The sequence below is a fragment of the Serratia sp. CoH_122_TC_1 genome (assembly GCF_058191755.1).
Map to the genome: position 1 here is coordinate 105,777 of NZ_JBXWLA010000004.1, position 16,470 is coordinate 122,246.

The following is a 16,470-nucleotide window of genomic DNA, read 5'->3' on the forward strand; positions in this document are numbered from 1 at the left end:
GCTGAGGTGAAGTAAATTCTTTTCATGCTTATTTGAATTTCAAGCCTGACTGAACGGGTTGACATAACACTCGATTGATAAGGTCATCTGTAGATGTGCTTTCGTACCTGTCTGCCAAAACATGGCGTAGTTTCATCAATCGTGCATTAGCTGTTCCAACCAAAGAACCGAAAGTCGTAGCGCGAACTCTCCCATACGGATTGCGTTCTCCATCACCAACAACTTTCTCACGGGCAACACCAGCCGCAACCTTTTGCCCAACGACCCAAGCGTTAATAAATGGTGTTCCTGTTATCAAACCTGATGCTGCAATGTCCTGTACATAGCCATCAGCTTGATTCACCTCTTTTCTTGTGAGCTCAAATCCGCCTTTCTTCAGTTCAATTACCAAAACCTGTTGCATTTGAACAAGAGACACATCTACTGGATCAAATGACTCGATGCCAGTCATTTGCCACGTTGTTTTTTCAGGCAAAACTACAATATCAGGACGATTGCGCTCGTTTATAAATTGAGCACCAGGGCTTTTGAATAGTTCGCGGGCTACAGATTGTAATGTCATATTCGAGCAATATTCCTGCGATTCGAATTCAGGACCAAACAACCAACGAGAACGTAAAATCAATGGATGTAGAGTGTGTAACTCATCCGTATCAGGATCATCAGCCAAACGCTGAATTGTTTCTACCACGCTGAGTCGACTGTCAATTTCATCAAGGACCCGCAACGCGTCCTTGACTGTCCATTCAGCCAGTAACCGATCTAAACCCTCTATATCGTCGTGCTGCAAAGTAGCAAGCTTTTCCAGTAATGCGGCTCCGCTCTTGGTCTTTTCAAGATGAATAAGCGCCTTAACTGCTGTGGCAAGAAATTCTGGGGAGACAGTCGGATGCTCTTGAGCTACCGCTGTAGTGAATTCAGCCACTCCCAAGCGGGCCCCCTGACCCAAGGTTGCTAACTCTGAGCGGTTTTGCATCAGAGCATCCTCTGATGTAATTTCAGTAAATTCCACAGCAAGCCTTTGTGCAACATCACGAATGTGCTCAGCGGTAGCCTGATATAACTCATTTACAGAATCAGTGGGACAAAAAGCGGTCCAGTCTTGTTCAACATCAGATTCGAAACCTTCTGTATCAACGATAACCTTGTAACGCCGGGCAAAGCGTGTACGGCCGTCGAAATTGGCTATCTGTCCAACAGCCCATGACGGGGTCCCAACTAATCTGTGCTGTACCCAAAATGCAATTCCTTGGTGCAAAGAAGAATGATTCAGACGAGTTGAGTCGATGACAATCACTTTGGCATGACGTCCTGCACTGAGGCACAAGGTCTCTTCACTTATTCGCCCATCAATCTCAGTAAAGGGTCGTAACTTGCCATTAACACGCACCTCGAATTCAGGATCGTGGATGAAGCGGGCGGATAATACAGTGAGTATTTCATCGGCATCTGGCAGTTTGCGTGTTACCTGTACCTGCAATCGTGTACCGGAGCCTATGTGTTTCTCCTCAGTCTCACTACGACACACGAAAGGACTAGAACCAGCTCCGGTGCCAACAACGAAGGTTGCCAAAATACCATCGCGCCATGTTTTCACTTCGTATTCGTCAGCAAAACAAAGCAAGCCATGGCGACCAATGCCATTGCGACCGTAAGCCTTTCGCGGGCGGGCAGTTCGTCCGGTAGGGAACTCTACATTGAAACCTTGATACTTCTCGCGGGTGTAGCGCAAAGTCATCCAGCGCTTTTTAAATTGCTCCGGGGTCATACCATGACCATCGTCTGTCACAGTCAATATTCCACCTATTTCGGTAGGTAAAACCAAGTCTACTCGTGACGCTCCGGCATCCCAGGCGTTAGCAACTAACTCTGTTAAAGCGACCTGTGGAACATGTGCTACCTGCCCAAGTTCCCGTAGCAGGTAATCGTCCTCAAAAAGCGAGTTCTGTAGTGGTTGCTCAGACATGGGCGGCCTCACATAAACGATTCGGTGACCAAATTAATTCTACCAATCCCGCAATCAGTTTCCGGCGTACCTGTTGCTCCGCTTTATCGAATACCTCAGCGAATTTGAAAGGCAGCTCATATTTGGTAGAAAACTGCTGAAACTGTGGCTGATGTTCGTAAACACTGGAGTCCAAACTTGCGGCAAAGAAGTTCTGTTTGGCATAGTGCACCCGCTTCAGGGGAAACGGTTTGTCCTGCAGGCTCCGGTTAACATCTGCTGGTAAGAGTAAAAGTGACGCAACATGATTGCGCCAATCTTGAAATTCCTGCTCAGTACTGAACTGATCTTTCACGATTTCGTAATCATCAGCCCAGATATGTTCGATGTCGAATGGGTTCTTGAGAGTACGGTCCACCAATCGATCAAATGTCTCAGTACGCCCTGCGCCGATCTCAGTTGCTTCTGTCAGTCGTGCTAGCAAATGGTAGATATAACGGCGACTGAATTGATTGAGCCCTAAACCATCAATACCCGTGCGTCCTTTTACTGCGTAGCCGGAGAACGTAACATCATCATCTGCCAACTTATTCTGGAGGATAGCTACCAACTCCGATAGCGGTTTACGCCTGATCTCCCGGCACAATAACCACATAGCGTAAGACACACTTGAGTATCCAACCCGGACATAATTCACTACTCGACGCATCAACCAGATGTCCAAATAAGTAGCTGTGACCGCCAGTTTGCGGTCCACTGTCTCGTCGTCGTCAGTTTCTATCAACGATGCCAGGAGCACCGTATTCTGCCAAGTAAAATCATTGTGAGCGTTGTAGTAGACCGCTCGTAGCTTCGGTGTGTAATGCTTGCTGCTGTTTAGGATACGTCGGTACGCTTTGGCAAAAAATGGAAAGCTTACAGCCATCATGTTCTGATTTTCCTGAGCTTTACCCAAACCCAGGCGAGAGTTGTTTTCTCGCACCCAGCGGTGAAAGACTGAACCGATCAACTCCCAATCTTTATCGACCGATCCCGCCTTACGTTCACGGATACTTTCTGCGTACTGTGCCCGTAACCACGCCTTAATACAGTTGGCATCTCGCTCCGGTTCGTGCTCCCCTCCCCAGGAGATCAATTCCAGGACTTGCTGTTTCCAGATTTGATTGGCCTGTAGTCGCGCATCCTGTTCTTCAATCGGAGCCAATAAATATGCCTTCAACATATCTACCGGACTAAGCGGCTTACCCCTATCATTCATCGTTTCAAAAATGGCGTAAGCATAACTGTCGTTATCAGTGGCAATCTCTATCAAACCTACCCGTGTCAACAACCAGTAGATGAAATGCGGCAATGCATTTCCTATCTCTGCCATCAAGTCGTTTGCTTCAATATCGCTATAACGGGCGTACATGGTTTGTATGGATTCATCCTTACCATCCGGATTGAACGCTTCCCCCTTGAATAGGGCATTGATAACAGGAAGTCGCTCAGAGATGTCGAGGTTGAACTTAGGGTTACCGAGGTTGTCACTGAAAATAAGTGGGGCTAAGGTTTGGGCTACCGGCAGCCTCTGTTCCTCGGCAGATCGGTACAGGCAAATCAGCAACAATGTCAAAGAGGTGACTCGCTGCTGGCCATCTATCAAGTAATTTTTGTTGCTGCGTTTGCTGACAATGATAGAACCAAGAAAATACTCTCCATAGTTACTAATAGCGCTGGTTTCATCACCCTGCTTGTAGTAGTTAAAGAATTTCCCCTGAAGATCAGACAGTAGCTCGTCAATGTTCTCCTTCTCCCACTTGTACTCACGCTGATACTCATCGATAGAAAAGGATTGGCTTTGCAGCAACTGCTGTACGTTACGGTAGTGGGGGGTGATTGTGCTCATATCAGACGAAACCGTACTAATGATTAATTGCTGTATTATGCCCTGCTCGCGGAGCAGTGTCTTTGACCCTTGTTCAAAATCAGTGCGTTGCAAAATCTGCAGTGGCACAGCTGAGTCAATAACTTGCAAACACCAAAATTAGCAAAAAAAATAAGGCATGCCTGAGGCGCGCCTTATAGAAACCCTTTTAATCAGCCCTTATTCAACTTAGCAAAATCAAACGGACTAACCCCCTTATCCCGATTCGCATCCAGATAATCCGCCCACCACTGCACCATCAGCCTGCGCTCCCCTAGATGCTCGGCCTTATGGATATAAGCCGCACGCACAGAGTTACGTTCCTGGTGACTCATCTGCCGCTCTACCGCATCCTTCGACCACAATCCAGACTCAATCAATGAACTACAAGCCATTGTTCTAAAACCGTGACCGCAAACTTCAACTTTCGTATCGTAGCCCATCACACGCAAAGCCTTGTTAACCGTGTTCTCACTCATCGGCTTACGAGGATCATGATCGCCAACGAAAATTAGCTCGCGATTCCCACTCATACTTTTGATCTTTTCCAGAATCAATAGAGCTTGCCGGGATAAAGGAACAAGATGAGGAGTCCGCATTTTCGATCCCCGATGTGAATGCTTCACACCTTCTAACGGTTCACGCTCCCCAGGAATCGTCCACATAGCATTTTCAAAATCGACTTCTGACCAGCGAGCAAAACGTAACTCACTAGATCGAATGAAGACTAACAACGTCAGCTCGACAGCTAAGCGTGTTAGTGGTCTGCCGGTATATGTGTCGATACGATGAAGTAGTTCAGGAATACGATTAAGTTCTAGCGCAGCACGATGCTGTCGTTTAGCTGTTGCAACCGCTCCAGCGATCTCTTGTGCGGGGTTGTAATCGATTAAACCACTTTGCACGGCAAATCGCATAATTGCTGTAGTTCGTTGTTGTAGACGCGCCGCCACTTCAAGACGTCCAGACATCTCTACGGCTTTAATGGGAATAAGTAAATCTCTGGTTTTTAGCTCAGCGATATTCCGCTTACCAATCGCATCGAACAGATTATCTTCCAAGCTTTTAAGAACACGGCCACTGTGCGACTCAGACCACTTTTGATTGCTGGCGTGCCAGTCTCTGGCAACAGATTCAAAAGTTATGATCTCTTTAGCCTGTTCTTCTTTTACTGCACGCTTATGCTCACGAGGATCGACACCGGCAGCAACAAGCCTCCTGGCCTCTTCCCTCTTTTGACGAGCATCAGCTAGTGACGTTTCGGGGTAAACACCAAAAGCCATAAGGTGTTGTTTACCGCCAAAGCGGAAACGAAAGCGCCAATATTTGGAGCCGTTAGGGTGTATTAGCAAAAACATGCCATCGCCATCTACTAGCGAGTATTCCTTTGCTTCAGGTTTTGCCGAACGCACCTTGGTATCAGTCAGGGCCATGATGGTATTCCTTCCATATGCTGCCGTGAGTATATAAGCATTATCGAACCAGCATATATACTCAGTTCTATACTCACAAGCATGTTGATGTGGGGTAACTCAGATTGACGTCGGTTGACTGAAAAGCGGGGCAAAGCCTTGCGGGGACTGGATTTTAGGCATAAAAAAAGACCTCAGTTGAGGTCTATTTACATACATATGGTGCCGAAGGCCGGACTCGAACCTAACACTCTGCAACCTGCTGATATCACGTAACCGCTTCGATAAAATTGTTAGTTCGTAGGAGTGCTTTGTAAGAAAGCCAGCCAATGAATAACCGGTGCAATCGCCCTGCAAGAACTGGCTTTACACTGACACTAAGCCATAAAACCAGCCCATCAAATATCACTTACTTCACATTGCCACCGACGCACTGATATTGCTTGGTGATGCTGCCATTCATTAACTGACCATACATATTTCGCTGGCCTTCAACTCGAGCATGAGGAGTTAACTCTTCCGAATGATCATAACCCCATTTGGCGCAAACTCTTGAAGCTATACCTGTAGCATCACTCCAACGAGCTTTACTACCATCATCAGTTAACGGCAAATTTTCGTTATGAACGAAGCCAACAGTAACGATGCCGCCAGCACGATCTGCATTAACAACCTCAACCGGTTTTCCAGTAGAACTTGCACAACTTGAGAGAGATATTGCTGCAACTAAAATCAAAAATGTTCCTTTCATTCTTACCTCTTATTTTTATCATTTCCCCTGAGAGGGTGCCATAATTTTATAAAAAGAAGCCAGACAGCTAAGCTGAAATAGCAAAAAAAGTATACCGTCAAAGAAATAACTTTGGAAACTAGTAGATCACAATCAATGTTGAAAATAAATGAATTATAAATCTAACCGACTAATCACCCGCTGGAGCTGCGACAAACGCCACTCGCCGCCTTTCGGGGCTGGAGTTCGAGCCATATTCAATACCTCAACCATTCTTCGTTGCGACAGCCCACGATCTTTCCAGCTTTCGATAAGCGGACGCAGATTTTCTGCGAATGTTTGTGCAACCTGTCTACGAGCTTCGGTGTTACTTTTGAGGTTAACGCTTCCTGCTGCGCCCAAAACCTTCCCTTGCTCCTTAGCAACCGCGAGAGCTGCTTTTGTTCGGGAGCTAATCTGGTCACGCTCCCATTCAGACATTACTGCATGCATCTGAATCATTACTTTGTTGGCTTGCGGCATATCTGCGGCAACAAAATCAATCCCAGTTTCCAGTAACCCGGATACAAAATGAACATTACGCGCTAACCTATCCAACTTAGCTATCAAAAGCGTCGCACCATACTTCTTACAAGCAGCAAGTGCTGCCCGTAGCTGAGGACGCTTATCAAGCGCATTTGATCCCTTACCAGTTTCGACCTCCTCAAACTCTGAGACAACAGACCCATCACCACCTTTTAAATACAACTTCACTGCTGCTCGTTGCGCCTCCAAACCTAAGCCGCTTTTTCCCTGCTGGGTAGTCGATACTCGATAGTAAGTAATGAATTTACTATTTGCCATGCTTGTGCCCTACCTGACCACATTGAAAAACGAACGTTTAATATGTAGTCACTATAACTAAAAGAACAATAGGAAGCAATTGACATCCTATGTTGTGTTAAATTTGTTTTGTATGTTATTATTTCATAAAGTTATTAATACAGAGGAGGGTAAATTGTGAGTAATAAACCTAAAATCAGGACTGCCAACCTTATTGGAACAGGTCGCACCTCGTTAAAACTTGATGAAAGCGCATGGACGGCTATCGATATGCTGGCGGCAAAACGGGGAACAGACTGGAAGGTATGGGCGCGTAGCTTGCTAAACGCTAACCCTGATGCGTCAAACAAAGCAGCTTTGCTGCGAGCTGCTCTGACAGAAGAACTAATGACTGAGCAGCTAATGGCATTCGCTGAGACAGGGCCGGTAGAAACCAATACCATTCATGAAATTATTGGTAATGGTTACTGGCGGCTCAATGACGAACAGCTTCAAATTGAGCTGGGCGGTGCAACCATCACCACCCGTGATAGTTCGTTTGTGGCATTCACATTGCTGACTGGCTATCGAAATGAGGTAATGGGTGGTGAGCCATTTGTCATTATCCAGAACAACCTACGGGATCAATTGCATCTCATGATCGCACCAACAGTTGATTAAAGGGGATAATCTATGAAAGTTAAGACTCTTTCAGCAAGCGAGACGGCATATTACTTGAGATACAAACTGGGGAATTGTCGGGTTTGGGATAACCTTTTAGCAGATATGCGGCGCGGTAAAGCATCTTACTACGGCGAGACTTTGCTACCAGTTGGTCGGATAATTGATAGTCGCCATCCTCGTCCGGTTTATCTGTTTAGTGAGATTTTTGAGTTTGTAGAAAAAGCATCCCGACTACGCCCTTTGCCAGCCAAAGCATATATGCTTTCTATCCAAGAAATTGAAATCGATTTAACCGACAAGCGACACTGGAGCACTCGCCCTCTCTCAGTGGCAATCTGAAATGCATACAATGAATCTTAATCAACAGATACCGGAAATCACCCTGAAACCTTTCAGGGCTACCGCCGTCATTGACTGGCTAGATGTGGAGATCCACACCTCGCGTCGCACGCAACATCAACACGTTCGCAAAGCACTTGCGGAGATAACTGGCATTGATCACTGGTGGGCTGGCACAATAGATGTTCAGTCGGGCAATACTGCCAATACGTTCCGCATTCGTTTACATGACGATCTCGCTAACAACTACCAGCAACTGTGCGCAACACTCGACAATTTAGCCGAACGCTATCCCTTCGCATCCGAACCTACAATCACAGGTATCGAGATCAGCTGCGATTTTTTGCATAAGCAACAATCGGAGGAAGCAACTCGCGCCCTTATATACCGGCTGCAAACAAGCCTGTTCGTGCCGGGCAGCAATCACCGGCAATATAATAGCGATCTCCGGAAAAACCAATTTCTGGACAAGCCCGGTAATCGTATCAATCCCGTGCATAACCTGCGGATCGGTAACAAAAATGACGCCATTTCATGGCAGTGCTATTACAAAATAACCGACAAAAACAAACTGCCTCTACCGGCTAATCAGTGCTGTGCCCGCGTTGAGGTGACATTAAAGGGCTACGCACTGCAACAACACGGCTTTGACCTGCTCTCCGGGCTTCCATCTTTCAAGTTCGAAACCTTAGCTAGTCTATTCACACTCCGCCGTCCAATACCTGCGGTAACGCTGGCAAAAGGTGATCTGTTCAAGTTGACCTCAATCAACTGGAATCGGGAATATAGAGACGCAACAGCAGAGCGCGGCTTACACTCGTTTAGCACAATTGGACAACGTGACAAGAAAGGCAGATTGCGAGCAGAAAGTAGCCATTTGAAAGCTGATGCTGAACTAAGTAATCGGGTAAGAGAGGCACTGAGGAATCTTCGCCCGTAAACCGCCAATCCAAAAAAGTGCGGGATATTATTTCGAAATCCCCGTATGTTTACTGGGTCAGCGGACAGTTACCTAATAACTTAAAACATAGTGACTTAAAGTATAGTAATCATAATGATGAATGAAAAACGTAGCATAGAGTGTTTAGAGCAGTCCATGAACGCATGACATACAGATGATCTTGATTAAATAGAATCAAAATGAAACGTATCATTCGTTTCATAGAACTATAGGCAATCCCGAAAGATCGCACATCTATGCGTATCGGTGAAACAGAACTATGCTTTAGCGATACAAAAATTGAACCCCTAGAAAACGAAAGGTATTCATGGATAGGGAGCTTTCAAAAATTCCGGCAGTCGAAAAAATGATCCTTATATTAACGCTAGACTTATTTCTCGCAGAGAACATCCCAACGCACTGCTGATACCAGCCCCCAGTTTCCTGCAGAGTTTGGCCTGCGCCATTTAGCTGTCTCCATACCCCTCAAGTATTCAAGAGCTTCCAAAAACGTGCTAAATCGCTTTTGAGACATTTTTTCGCCAACTCGAAAGCTCCCATCTCGAGGACTTGATAATCCGGGATGAAAACATGTGCCATCAGCGGCATAAGGCACAAGCAAGTTGGTTGTATTTTCCTCAAACGTCTCATCTTTGAGTAGCTCTGATGCATTTACTTTCAAGGCATTCGCAAGTGTCTCAATAGCATCAAGAGAAGCATTCGAAGCACCTCTCTCAATTCTGCTCATGTAGCTACGTGCAAAACCGCAGCGATCAGCAAAAGCCTCCTGACTAAGCCCGGTTGCTATACGCAGATCTTTAACTCGTTTTCCAAAAATAGATCGCAGGTTCGTTTTCATCCCTGAAATGTGGCGCGTTGACCACTAACAGGCCACTCACTAATCGTGACATTTCAAACCCAGTATTTAATAATCATGGCAGCAAACAAAATGTAGTCCTGGGTAACACATCAAAACATGAGGATTTGTATGAAACGGAAGCCACTTAAAACTATATCAATGGGTTATGCACTATTTCTGAGTCTAGCTACTTTCGATACGTTCGCAGCAACAGGAGTTCAGCAACCAGTCATACACACGCAACTAGCGACTAACCAAACAAGCAATGAACCTTCAGTTTGCGAAAACACAGCAAATGTTGCGGAACATATGGCGCGAGATCGAGATGCGGGAATCACAAAAAAGCAGTATGTGAAGAGGATTCAAACAATTGAAAAATCGGGAAAAGTATCAGGACGAGAGATTGATCTTTTCTACTCATTACTAGCATTTGTTTATGTGGATCAGAAAGATAAATCCCCAGAGTATATAAGCCGCGTAGTTCAAACTGGATGCGAATTGACGAGATAACCAAGAGAAACTCTGATACAGAAATGAGCGCTGATAGTTAGTTATTATCAGCGCCTCAAAGAACTGAAGACTAAACAATACCGGCTATAGCAGCCCTAGAAACCCCGTAGCAACGTGATATAGAACTAATGCTATCACTGTTAGCTTTTTTGATAAAATTGCTTCTCGTTGCTCTGGTGTCGTTTTAGAGGGGCTACCCAATTTCTTACCCTCAGCTTTCGCTCTTGCTAGCCCTGCCTGAGTTCTTTCTATCAGTAAATCGCGTTCCATCTCAGCGACCGCTGCTAACATCGAAAGTAACAACTTTCCGGCAGTTGACGTGAGGTCTGTTGTGCCAAGCTGGTGGACTATCACCCGTGTAAAAACTTCGGAGGCGGCAGAATCATCCTTATAGTGGCATAATGGCTCAAATAATGAATTCTTTTAACGGTAGGTGTTCTATGGGAAAAACGGAGCTTTTTCTAAAAACCATGATATTTTCCGTTGTATTAATGTGTGTTGGTGCTGTAATAGGCCTCTTTGTGGGCTTTCACTACGGTTTTAAGCCTATCATTTCCGTTGTTGTATCTATGTCCATTTTCTCTCTGTATTTGGGGTATTGGATTTACAGTAGTGAGCGAAGAGCGGACAGGAATTTTGCGAAGTTTAGGCACATGCAAGCCAAGCATGAAATGACCACTCTGCTACTGAACGAAGCGCTCAAAGACACAAACAGGGAATTGTTTGACAGGATAGCTCCTGATGCACCTGATAGTGCTTTAAAACAACAATACCAGAGCCTGAAAAGGGTGGAACAACTCTGGAACACAAAGATTGAGAACTAAAACTAAAATATTCTCAAACAATGGACTGCATGTATTCGGCTAAACCAAACGCCCCGGAGAGAGCCACAAATCTGAAACCTACAAATCTACGCCCCTTTATAGAAAACGTGCCAGATAGCTTCCCAGAACGTCTGGGCCGCATATCGCGGTCTACTTACGAATAGCAGTCTGATTAGTTGCGGCCTCACGGATCAACCCAGTTAGGTTTATCTCCACCATCAAACAAGTCCCCAAAAGCTATCACCGGAGATAACGCTTTGAGAACCGTCGAAATACTGCAATACACATTACACAAAGACACCGGAGCTGCGTTTCACACCATCATGCGGGAAATCAGCGTTCCCTACACCAACGTCACGGGATAGATGTAGTATCGTTTAGTATCTCACTGCATGACCCGGATGTTACTGCCTGATTATCGCCGTTGACAGCGCTGAAAGCATGCCTGCGGCAGCATTAAAACAGTGATAAGGCTGCCGCAGGCAAGTGTGGACGGGCTGCGGGTGCAATCGTTAGTCATCTGGCTTAACCAGAAGCTCTCAAAGCGTGCCACAGATTCCCACATAATGATTTCACTACCCTTGATAGAGAACGTGACAAAATCGCTCTGGCACGTCTTAGTGATGTATGATGAGATTAGCCCCTAATCCCGCTTTCTTCGGAGTGCATCCCTGAGAGCATCCAAACCATCAGGAATGTTGAATTTAGCTATATCAGGCAGCGGAAAATAAAGTTTCTCAACAATTTCAACCATATGAATCGGTTTCAAATCCTTGCTATATCGAACCTCTGTTTCCGTTTTGCCACGCACATGTCCAACCAATTGAGCACGAAGTTCGGAGCTAACACCCTTTTCTTTCAGCAAAGTCGAGACTGTATGCCGGAATGAGTGAAAAGCTTTGCTTCTGTCCCTCACCATATTCAATCGATTACCAAGTAAAGAGTCATCAAACCAAGCAGAAACAGGTTTACCAAAACCCTTATTTTTATTGTGCTTAATCTCAGGAAATAGCCTGTCATACCCGGCATGTCTCAAAGACTGAGCATATTCGATCAACCCATGCTTAATAAGCGTTGTATGTATGGGGATCTTGCGGCGAGAATTTGCGTTTTTGAGCTTCTTGTTACTTTTATCATCACTTTCAAGATTAAAGTAATATACTCCGTCCTCTTCAAGAATGTCATCCAATAGTAACTGCGCCAATTCGTTGACTCTTGCCCCTGTAAACAAACCAAGTAGAGGCATCCAATAATGAAACGGTCGATAATGGTGGAAACGCCCCTGTTTATTACGTTCTACTGTGCCATTTTTAAACCATTGAAACGAGAAAATAGCCAAGAGATCAGCAGGTTCAAAAACTTGAGTATGATCCTGATCTCTATCTTCTTTATCGTCACGCGGGAAAAAGTTATCACACGGCGATTTAAGGAACTTACCATCATCAACAGCCCATTTCATAGCACCGTATAAGCCATTTATATATTTTCTTACGGCATCATCAGACATCAACTTATCACCGCTTTCCGCGGCTTTTACGATCAGCTCATCAAGTGTTTTAACGCCATGTTTCGTTTTTGCTAAATTTCGGTTTGCCGGAATTTGGCGTAACTTACTTTCATAATCCCTCAGAAAGTCACGATCGAAGTTTTCTAGATTAATATCACCCATCAGCTCAATCATGAGATCGAAATAGTAGCGAATATCTCTGACAGCAGCCTCGGAGACTTTCCCCTTGCTTCGATGTTTCAAATACTCATCACACAGCCACGACAGGTTCTTTGAGTAATGCCTGCGATGCACATACTCGTTAGCGATTACAGCAACAGGAGAGGGAAGAAATGCAGAGTGATGAATGCTAACCGCTGGTGGAGTGCTTTTAGCCAGCCAGTCAAGTCGGAGACTTTCTGCATGGACATTATTGATCGTCAGGTTATCAGGAGTGATGCTGACACCGGGTAAGTCAAAAAACCAACCGCCGTTGCGATTGTCTCCACTGGCCCGGAAAGCCGCCTCTTCTTCTGACACACCATTAGCCAGTAGACATTGTAGCGTATATTTCGGTTTGAATGGCTGTAGATAACCTTCCGCAAAACCTTCAACACCCACCGCAAACACACTGTTAAGCACGAAACCACCTGTTGCTGGGTCTCTTTCAACCTCACTGCGGTTCTGCACGTAGAAAGCAGCCTCACCCGTCGCCAGCCAGAACACTGGCAGGTTGCGATTCATCACCGACTGAATTAACTGGGCAACGGGTAACTCGATTGACTGAGCAAAGTTAGCAAGCGAAATCATACCGTCCCCGGCAAGTAGCGGGGCGCAGTCACTTAAAGTTCGATAATCCAATTGTTCATACTCTTGTAAGGTCTGATACCAGACCGCCAACAGGATCGCAGACTTCTGCTTTGCTTCTTGAAGATCGTGAGTGCCTGTTGAAGTGTGAATCTCACACTGTCCTGCGTATCGACGAAGACGTTGGGGAACGCTAATGCGGACAACATAAATGCCGCTGGTTCGACGATAGAGGTTATAACGTTGAGACATCGCCTCGTATACCCTTTTGTAGTAGGGCGACGCGATATTGAGGTCTAGAAACAAAAAAATCCTTACAAAATAAGGATTTAATTGACTAATGGTGCCGAAGGCCGGACTCGAACCGGCACGTATCTCTACGGTTGATTTTGAATCAACTGCGTCTACCGATTTCGCCACTTCGGCACTGCAAGTAGTATGCGGAAAACGTGTGCATTATACCTTTCAGCGATCCGCACGCAACACTTATCCGTTGTTCAATGAGTTAAGTGCTGAAAAAAACGCCGACATGCTTATATTAAGCCCGTTTTGTGGGCGAAATAAGCAGTGTCTCTACGAATAATATCGGCGATACCTGCGGCAAACAGCGCGGGCGCAGCGTGCAGCGCCCCTACAAATGACATTGGCGATACCTGCGGTAACAGCACGGGCGCAGCATGCAGCGCCCCTACGAATGACATCGGCGATACCTGCGGTAAACAGCACGGGCGCGGCATGTAGCGCCCCTACGAATAATATCGGCGATACCTGTGGTAAACAGCACGGGCGCGGCATGCAGCGCCCCTGCGGATGACATCGGCGATAACGTGCGCCCGTACGTAGTCATATCAGCAGTAGCGTGCTGCTGGGCCCCAGAAACAAAAAAGGCGCACCCCAATGGCTACGCCTTCTTAAACAGCCCGTAATGCCGCTACTTGCGTTTTAGCAGCATATACACGCTGATCAACAAGAACAGCATGCTTGGCAGCAACGCGCCCAGTACCGGCGGCATGTTGTACACCAGGCTCAACGGGCCAAATATCTGGTCCAGCACGTAGAACAAGAAGCCGAAGCTGATACCGGTCACCACGCGTACGCCCATCGGTACGCTGCGCAGCGGCCCGAAGATGAACGACAGTGCCATTAGCATCATCACCGCAACGGAAAGTGGCGAGAACACCTTGCTCCACATGTTCAACTGGTAGCGGTTGGCTTCCTGGCCGCTCTGTTTCAGGTACTTCACATAGTTGTGCAGGCCACTGATAGAAAGCGATGTTGGGTCCAGCGCCACAACGCCCAGTTTGTCCGGGGTCAGGTTGGTTTTCCATTCGCCGGTCAGCGTTTGGGTGCCGGTAACCTGTTTTTCGTTGGTCAGGTCGGACGTATCCACCTGCGAAAGCTTCCACACGCCGTCTTCAAAACTGGCGGTGGCGGCATAGCGCACCGTCTCCAGCCTGCGCTGGTCGTTGAAGTGGTAGATGTTCACGCCAGAAAGCTCTTTCTCGCCCGCTACGCGTTCAATGTAGATAAAGTCGTTGCCGTCCTTCGCCCACAGGCCGCTCTTGGTGGAAAGCAGTGAACCGCCGTACATCTGCTGCGCACGGTAGTTACGCGCCATCTGGTCGCCCTGCGGGGCAACCCACTCGCCAATCGCCATGGTCAACAGCACCAGGGGGATCGCGGTTTTCATCACCGAACCGGCGATCTGCATGCGGGTAAAACCAGACGCCTGCATCACCACCAGTTCACTGCGCGTCGCCAGTTGCCCCAGCCCAAGCAGTGCGCCCAGCAAGGCCGCCATCGGGAAGAAGATCTCGATGTCCTTCGGCACGCTCAGCAGGGTAAACATCCCGGCGCCCAGCGCCGTATAGTCACCCTGGCCCACTCTGCGCAGCTGATCGACAAACTTGATGATGCCGGAAAGCGACACCAGCATGAACAGCGTCATGATGATGGTGTTGAAAATCGTCTTACCGATATACCGGTCTAAAACACCAAACATCAGGCCGCTCCTCTCAGGCGTGCACGCAGCTTACGCATCGGCACGGTATCCCACAGGTTCAGCGCCAGCGCGATCGCAAAGTACACGGCGTTGACCAGCCAAAGCCACAGCATCGGGTCCAGCTTGCCTTTACCGGCGTTAGAACGCAGCGAGGTCTGCAGCAGGAAGAATATCAAATACAGCAGGATCGCCGGCAGCATGCTCAGCACGCGGCCCTGTCGTGGGTTCACCACGCTGAGCGGCACGACCAGCAAGGCCATCAGCACCACAGACACCACCAGCGTCAGGCGCCAATGGAACTCGGCGCGTGCGTCGGGATCGTCAGACTCCAGCAGCGTCTTCATCGACATCTGCTCGGCCTGGTTACCGTCCACGGCGACCGCACGGTGGCCTACCACCGCCTTATAGTCGTTGAAATCGGTAATGCGGAAGTCACGCAGCATCGCGGTGCCTTCAAAGCGGGTGCCTTTATCCAGCGTCACCACCTGCGAACCGTCCTTCAACTGGTTGATCTGGCCGTGTTCAGCCACCACCACGGATGGGCGTTGGTTGCCGTTCGGCCGCAGTTGCGCCAGGAACACATTGTTGAAGGTGCTGCCTTTAACGTTGCCGATAAACAGCACCGCGTTACCGTCTTGCGACGTCTTGAACTGCCCTTCTGCCAGCCCGGCAATGCTCGGGTTAGCTTTGGCTTCGGACACCACCACGTCCTGATAGCGCGAGGCCCAGGGCCCAACCCAGAACACGTTGGCCGCCGCAATCACGGAGGTGAAGAGTGCCAGCACCATTGCCGCGATGATCAGGGTACGTTTACCCAGCCCGCAGGCATGCATCACGGTGATTTCGCTATCGGTATACAGCCGCCCAAGCGTCATCAATAAGCCAAGAAACAGGCTTAATGGCAGGATTAGCTGCGCCATCTTCGGCACACCCAATGCGAGCAAAGAAAGAACTAAATTTGTCGGGACATCGCCGTCCACCGCATCGCCTAACACCCTGACCAAGTTCTGACAAAAGAAGATCAGAAGCAGGATGAACAAGATTGCGATTTGGCTCTTTAGCGTTTCCCGTACCAGATATCTTATGATGATCACGCTTATTACGCCTGTGAAAACTTGTCTTTTTGCAGGAAAATCGATAGTTTCATCGCTAATCCGCCATTTATTCTCATCATATGGCAACAGACACAGCTAAAATAGTATTACAACATCTAGCATTTGGGTGT

General features: G+C 47.3%; 15 protein-coding genes, 1 tRNA gene and 2 pseudogenes. 6 read left to right on the forward strand and 12 right to left on the reverse strand.

All coding sequences use genetic code 11. The features are described from left to right. Positions 1 to 28: 28 nt before the first annotated feature. From AC2FC2_RS06595 to AC2FC2_RS06615, 5 genes are all read right to left on the reverse strand, one after another. Positions 29 to 1,966 carry an ATP-binding protein gene (locus AC2FC2_RS06595; protein WP_131693420.1) on the reverse strand — a complete coding sequence of 646 codons (1,938 nt, stop codon included), beginning with the start codon at positions 1,964 to 1,966 and terminating at the stop codon, positions 29 to 31. Then, complete coding sequence (locus AC2FC2_RS06600) at positions 1,959 to 3,869, reverse strand: DUF262 domain-containing protein (RefSeq protein ID WP_490659032.1); 1,911 nt, start codon at positions 3,867 to 3,869, stop codon at positions 1,959 to 1,961. Before AC2FC2_RS06600 ends, AC2FC2_RS06595 begins: the two co-directional genes overlap by 8 nt. A 155-nt stretch (positions 3,870 to 4,024) precedes the next feature. Next, positions 4,025 to 5,284: a tyrosine-type recombinase/integrase gene (locus tag AC2FC2_RS06605; RefSeq protein ID WP_490658989.1), complete on the reverse strand. Its 1,260-nt coding sequence runs from the start codon at positions 5,282 to 5,284 to the stop codon at positions 4,025 to 4,027. A gap of 388 nt (positions 5,285 to 5,672) precedes the next feature. Beyond that, complete coding sequence (yecR, locus tag AC2FC2_RS06610; RefSeq protein WP_209634526.1) at positions 5,673 to 6,014, reverse strand: YecR family lipoprotein; 342 nt, start codon at positions 6,012 to 6,014, stop codon at positions 5,673 to 5,675. A gap of 153 nt (positions 6,015 to 6,167) precedes the next feature. Further along, on the reverse strand, positions 6,168 to 6,836 hold the full coding sequence (locus AC2FC2_RS06615) for a recombinase family protein (RefSeq protein ID WP_209634524.1): 669 nt from the start codon (positions 6,834 to 6,836) through the stop codon (positions 6,168 to 6,170). A gap of 156 nt (positions 6,837 to 6,992) precedes the next feature. Here AC2FC2_RS06615 and AC2FC2_RS06620 point away from each other — a divergent pair, with 156 nt between their 5' ends. Genes AC2FC2_RS06620 through AC2FC2_RS06630 form a run of 3 tightly spaced genes read left to right on the forward strand, consistent with a single transcriptional unit; the run spans position 6,993 to position 8,757 of the window. Then, complete coding sequence (locus AC2FC2_RS06620) at positions 6,993 to 7,475, forward strand: hypothetical protein (RefSeq protein WP_245209811.1); 483 nt, start codon at positions 6,993 to 6,995, stop codon at positions 7,473 to 7,475. Positions 7,476 to 7,487: 12 nt separating this feature from the next. Beyond that, on the forward strand, positions 7,488 to 7,817 hold the full coding sequence (locus AC2FC2_RS06625) for a hypothetical protein (protein WP_129934102.1): 330 nt from the start codon (positions 7,488 to 7,490) through the stop codon (positions 7,815 to 7,817). A 10-nt stretch (positions 7,818 to 7,827) separates the two neighbouring features. Continuing rightward, positions 7,828 to 8,757 (forward strand): hypothetical protein, encoded by a 930-nt coding sequence (locus tag AC2FC2_RS06630; protein ID WP_209634523.1) that lies wholly within the window; start codon positions 7,828 to 7,830, stop codon positions 8,755 to 8,757. A gap of 391 nt (positions 8,758 to 9,148) precedes the next feature. Here the strand turns inward: AC2FC2_RS06630 and AC2FC2_RS06635 are convergent, their stop codons facing one another. Continuing rightward, positions 9,149 to 9,616: a helix-turn-helix domain-containing protein gene (locus AC2FC2_RS06635; RefSeq protein WP_129934100.1), complete on the reverse strand. Its 468-nt coding sequence runs from the start codon at positions 9,614 to 9,616 to the stop codon at positions 9,149 to 9,151. Positions 9,617 to 9,745: 129 nt separating this feature from the next. On the opposite strand from AC2FC2_RS06635, the gene AC2FC2_RS06640 reads away from it, so the two are divergent. Continuing rightward, on the forward strand, positions 9,746 to 10,126 hold the full coding sequence (locus AC2FC2_RS06640; RefSeq protein ID WP_129934099.1) for a hypothetical protein: 381 nt from the start codon (positions 9,746 to 9,748) through the stop codon (positions 10,124 to 10,126). Positions 10,127 to 10,196: 70 nt separating this feature from the next. On the opposite strand, the pseudogene AC2FC2_RS06645 reads toward AC2FC2_RS06640, so the two are convergent. Next, a pseudogene (locus AC2FC2_RS06645) lies at positions 10,197 to 10,483 on the reverse strand (recombinase family protein); the annotation flags it as partial. 83 nt (positions 10,484 to 10,566) lie between these two features. On the opposite strand from AC2FC2_RS06645, the gene AC2FC2_RS06650 reads away from it, so the two are divergent. Both AC2FC2_RS06650 and AC2FC2_RS06655 read left to right on the forward strand, forming a co-directional pair. Then, positions 10,567 to 10,950 (forward strand): hypothetical protein, encoded by a 384-nt coding sequence (locus tag AC2FC2_RS06650; RefSeq protein WP_129934098.1) that lies wholly within the window; start codon positions 10,567 to 10,569, stop codon positions 10,948 to 10,950. Positions 10,951 to 11,207: 257 nt separating this feature from the next. Continuing rightward, positions 11,208 to 11,394: pseudogene (locus tag AC2FC2_RS06655) on the forward strand (NIPSNAP family protein); the annotation flags it as partial. Between the two features lie 199 nt (positions 11,395 to 11,593). Here AC2FC2_RS06655 and AC2FC2_RS06660 read toward each other — a convergent pair. The 5 genes from AC2FC2_RS06660 to lptF all read right to left on the reverse strand — a co-directional run bounded on the left by AC2FC2_RS06660 (position 11,594) and on the right by lptF (position 16,339). Then, on the reverse strand, positions 11,594 to 13,495 hold the full coding sequence (locus AC2FC2_RS06660) for a site-specific integrase (protein WP_129934097.1): 1,902 nt from the start codon (positions 13,493 to 13,495) through the stop codon (positions 11,594 to 11,596). Positions 13,496 to 13,584: 89 nt separating this feature from the next. Continuing rightward, positions 13,585 to 13,669 (reverse strand) — tRNA-Leu (locus tag AC2FC2_RS06665). 107 nt (positions 13,670 to 13,776) lie between these two features. Further along, entirely contained in the window at positions 13,777 to 13,944 is a 168-nt protein-coding gene (locus tag AC2FC2_RS06670; RefSeq protein ID WP_490658990.1) for a hypothetical protein, read from the reverse strand. Positions 13,945 to 14,174: 230 nt separating this feature from the next. Next, positions 14,175 to 15,245, reverse strand: coding sequence for an LPS export ABC transporter permease LptG (gene lptG, locus AC2FC2_RS06675; RefSeq protein ID WP_209634521.1), 1,071 nt, complete (start codon positions 15,243 to 15,245; stop codon positions 14,175 to 14,177). After that, a complete protein-coding gene (gene lptF, locus AC2FC2_RS06680; RefSeq protein ID WP_209634519.1) occupies positions 15,245 to 16,339 on the reverse strand; it encodes an LPS export ABC transporter permease LptF in 1,095 nt (364 codons plus the stop codon). The genes lptG and lptF overlap by 1 nt, the downstream gene beginning before the upstream one ends. Positions 16,340 to 16,470 lie beyond the last annotated feature (131 nt).

Coding starts and splice junctions, on each gene's coding strand:
- AC2FC2_RS06595 (WP_131693420.1), bottom strand. CDS start 1,966: ATGTCTGAGCAACCACTACAGAACTCGCTTTTTGAGGACGATTACCTG.
- AC2FC2_RS06605 (WP_490658989.1), bottom strand. CDS start 5,284: ATGGCCCTGACTGATACCAAGGTGCGTTCGGCAAAACCTGAAGCAAAG.
- yecR (WP_209634526.1), bottom strand. CDS start 6,014: ATGAAAGGAACATTTTTGATTTTAGTTGCAGCAATATCTCTCTCAAGT.
- AC2FC2_RS06615 (WP_209634524.1), bottom strand. CDS start 6,836: ATGGCAAATAGTAAATTCATTACTTACTATCGAGTATCGACTACCCAG.
- AC2FC2_RS06625 (WP_129934102.1), top strand. CDS start 7,488: ATGAAAGTTAAGACTCTTTCAGCAAGCGAGACGGCATATTACTTGAGA.
- AC2FC2_RS06630 (WP_209634523.1), top strand. CDS start 7,828: ATGAATCTTAATCAACAGATACCGGAAATCACCCTGAAACCTTTCAGG.
- AC2FC2_RS06635 (WP_129934100.1), bottom strand. CDS start 9,616: ATGAAAACGAACCTGCGATCTATTTTTGGAAAACGAGTTAAAGATCTG.
- AC2FC2_RS06640 (WP_129934099.1), top strand. CDS start 9,746: ATGAAACGGAAGCCACTTAAAACTATATCAATGGGTTATGCACTATTT.
- AC2FC2_RS06650 (WP_129934098.1), top strand. CDS start 10,567: ATGGGAAAAACGGAGCTTTTTCTAAAAACCATGATATTTTCCGTTGTA.
- AC2FC2_RS06660 (WP_129934097.1), bottom strand. CDS start 13,495: ATGTCTCAACGTTATAACCTCTATCGTCGAACCAGCGGCATTTATGTT.
- AC2FC2_RS06670 (WP_490658990.1), bottom strand. CDS start 13,944: ATGTCATTCGTAGGGGCGCTGCATGCTGCGCCCGTGCTGTTACCGCAG.
- lptG (WP_209634521.1), bottom strand. CDS start 15,245: ATGTTTGGTGTTTTAGACCGGTATATCGGTAAGACGATTTTCAACACC.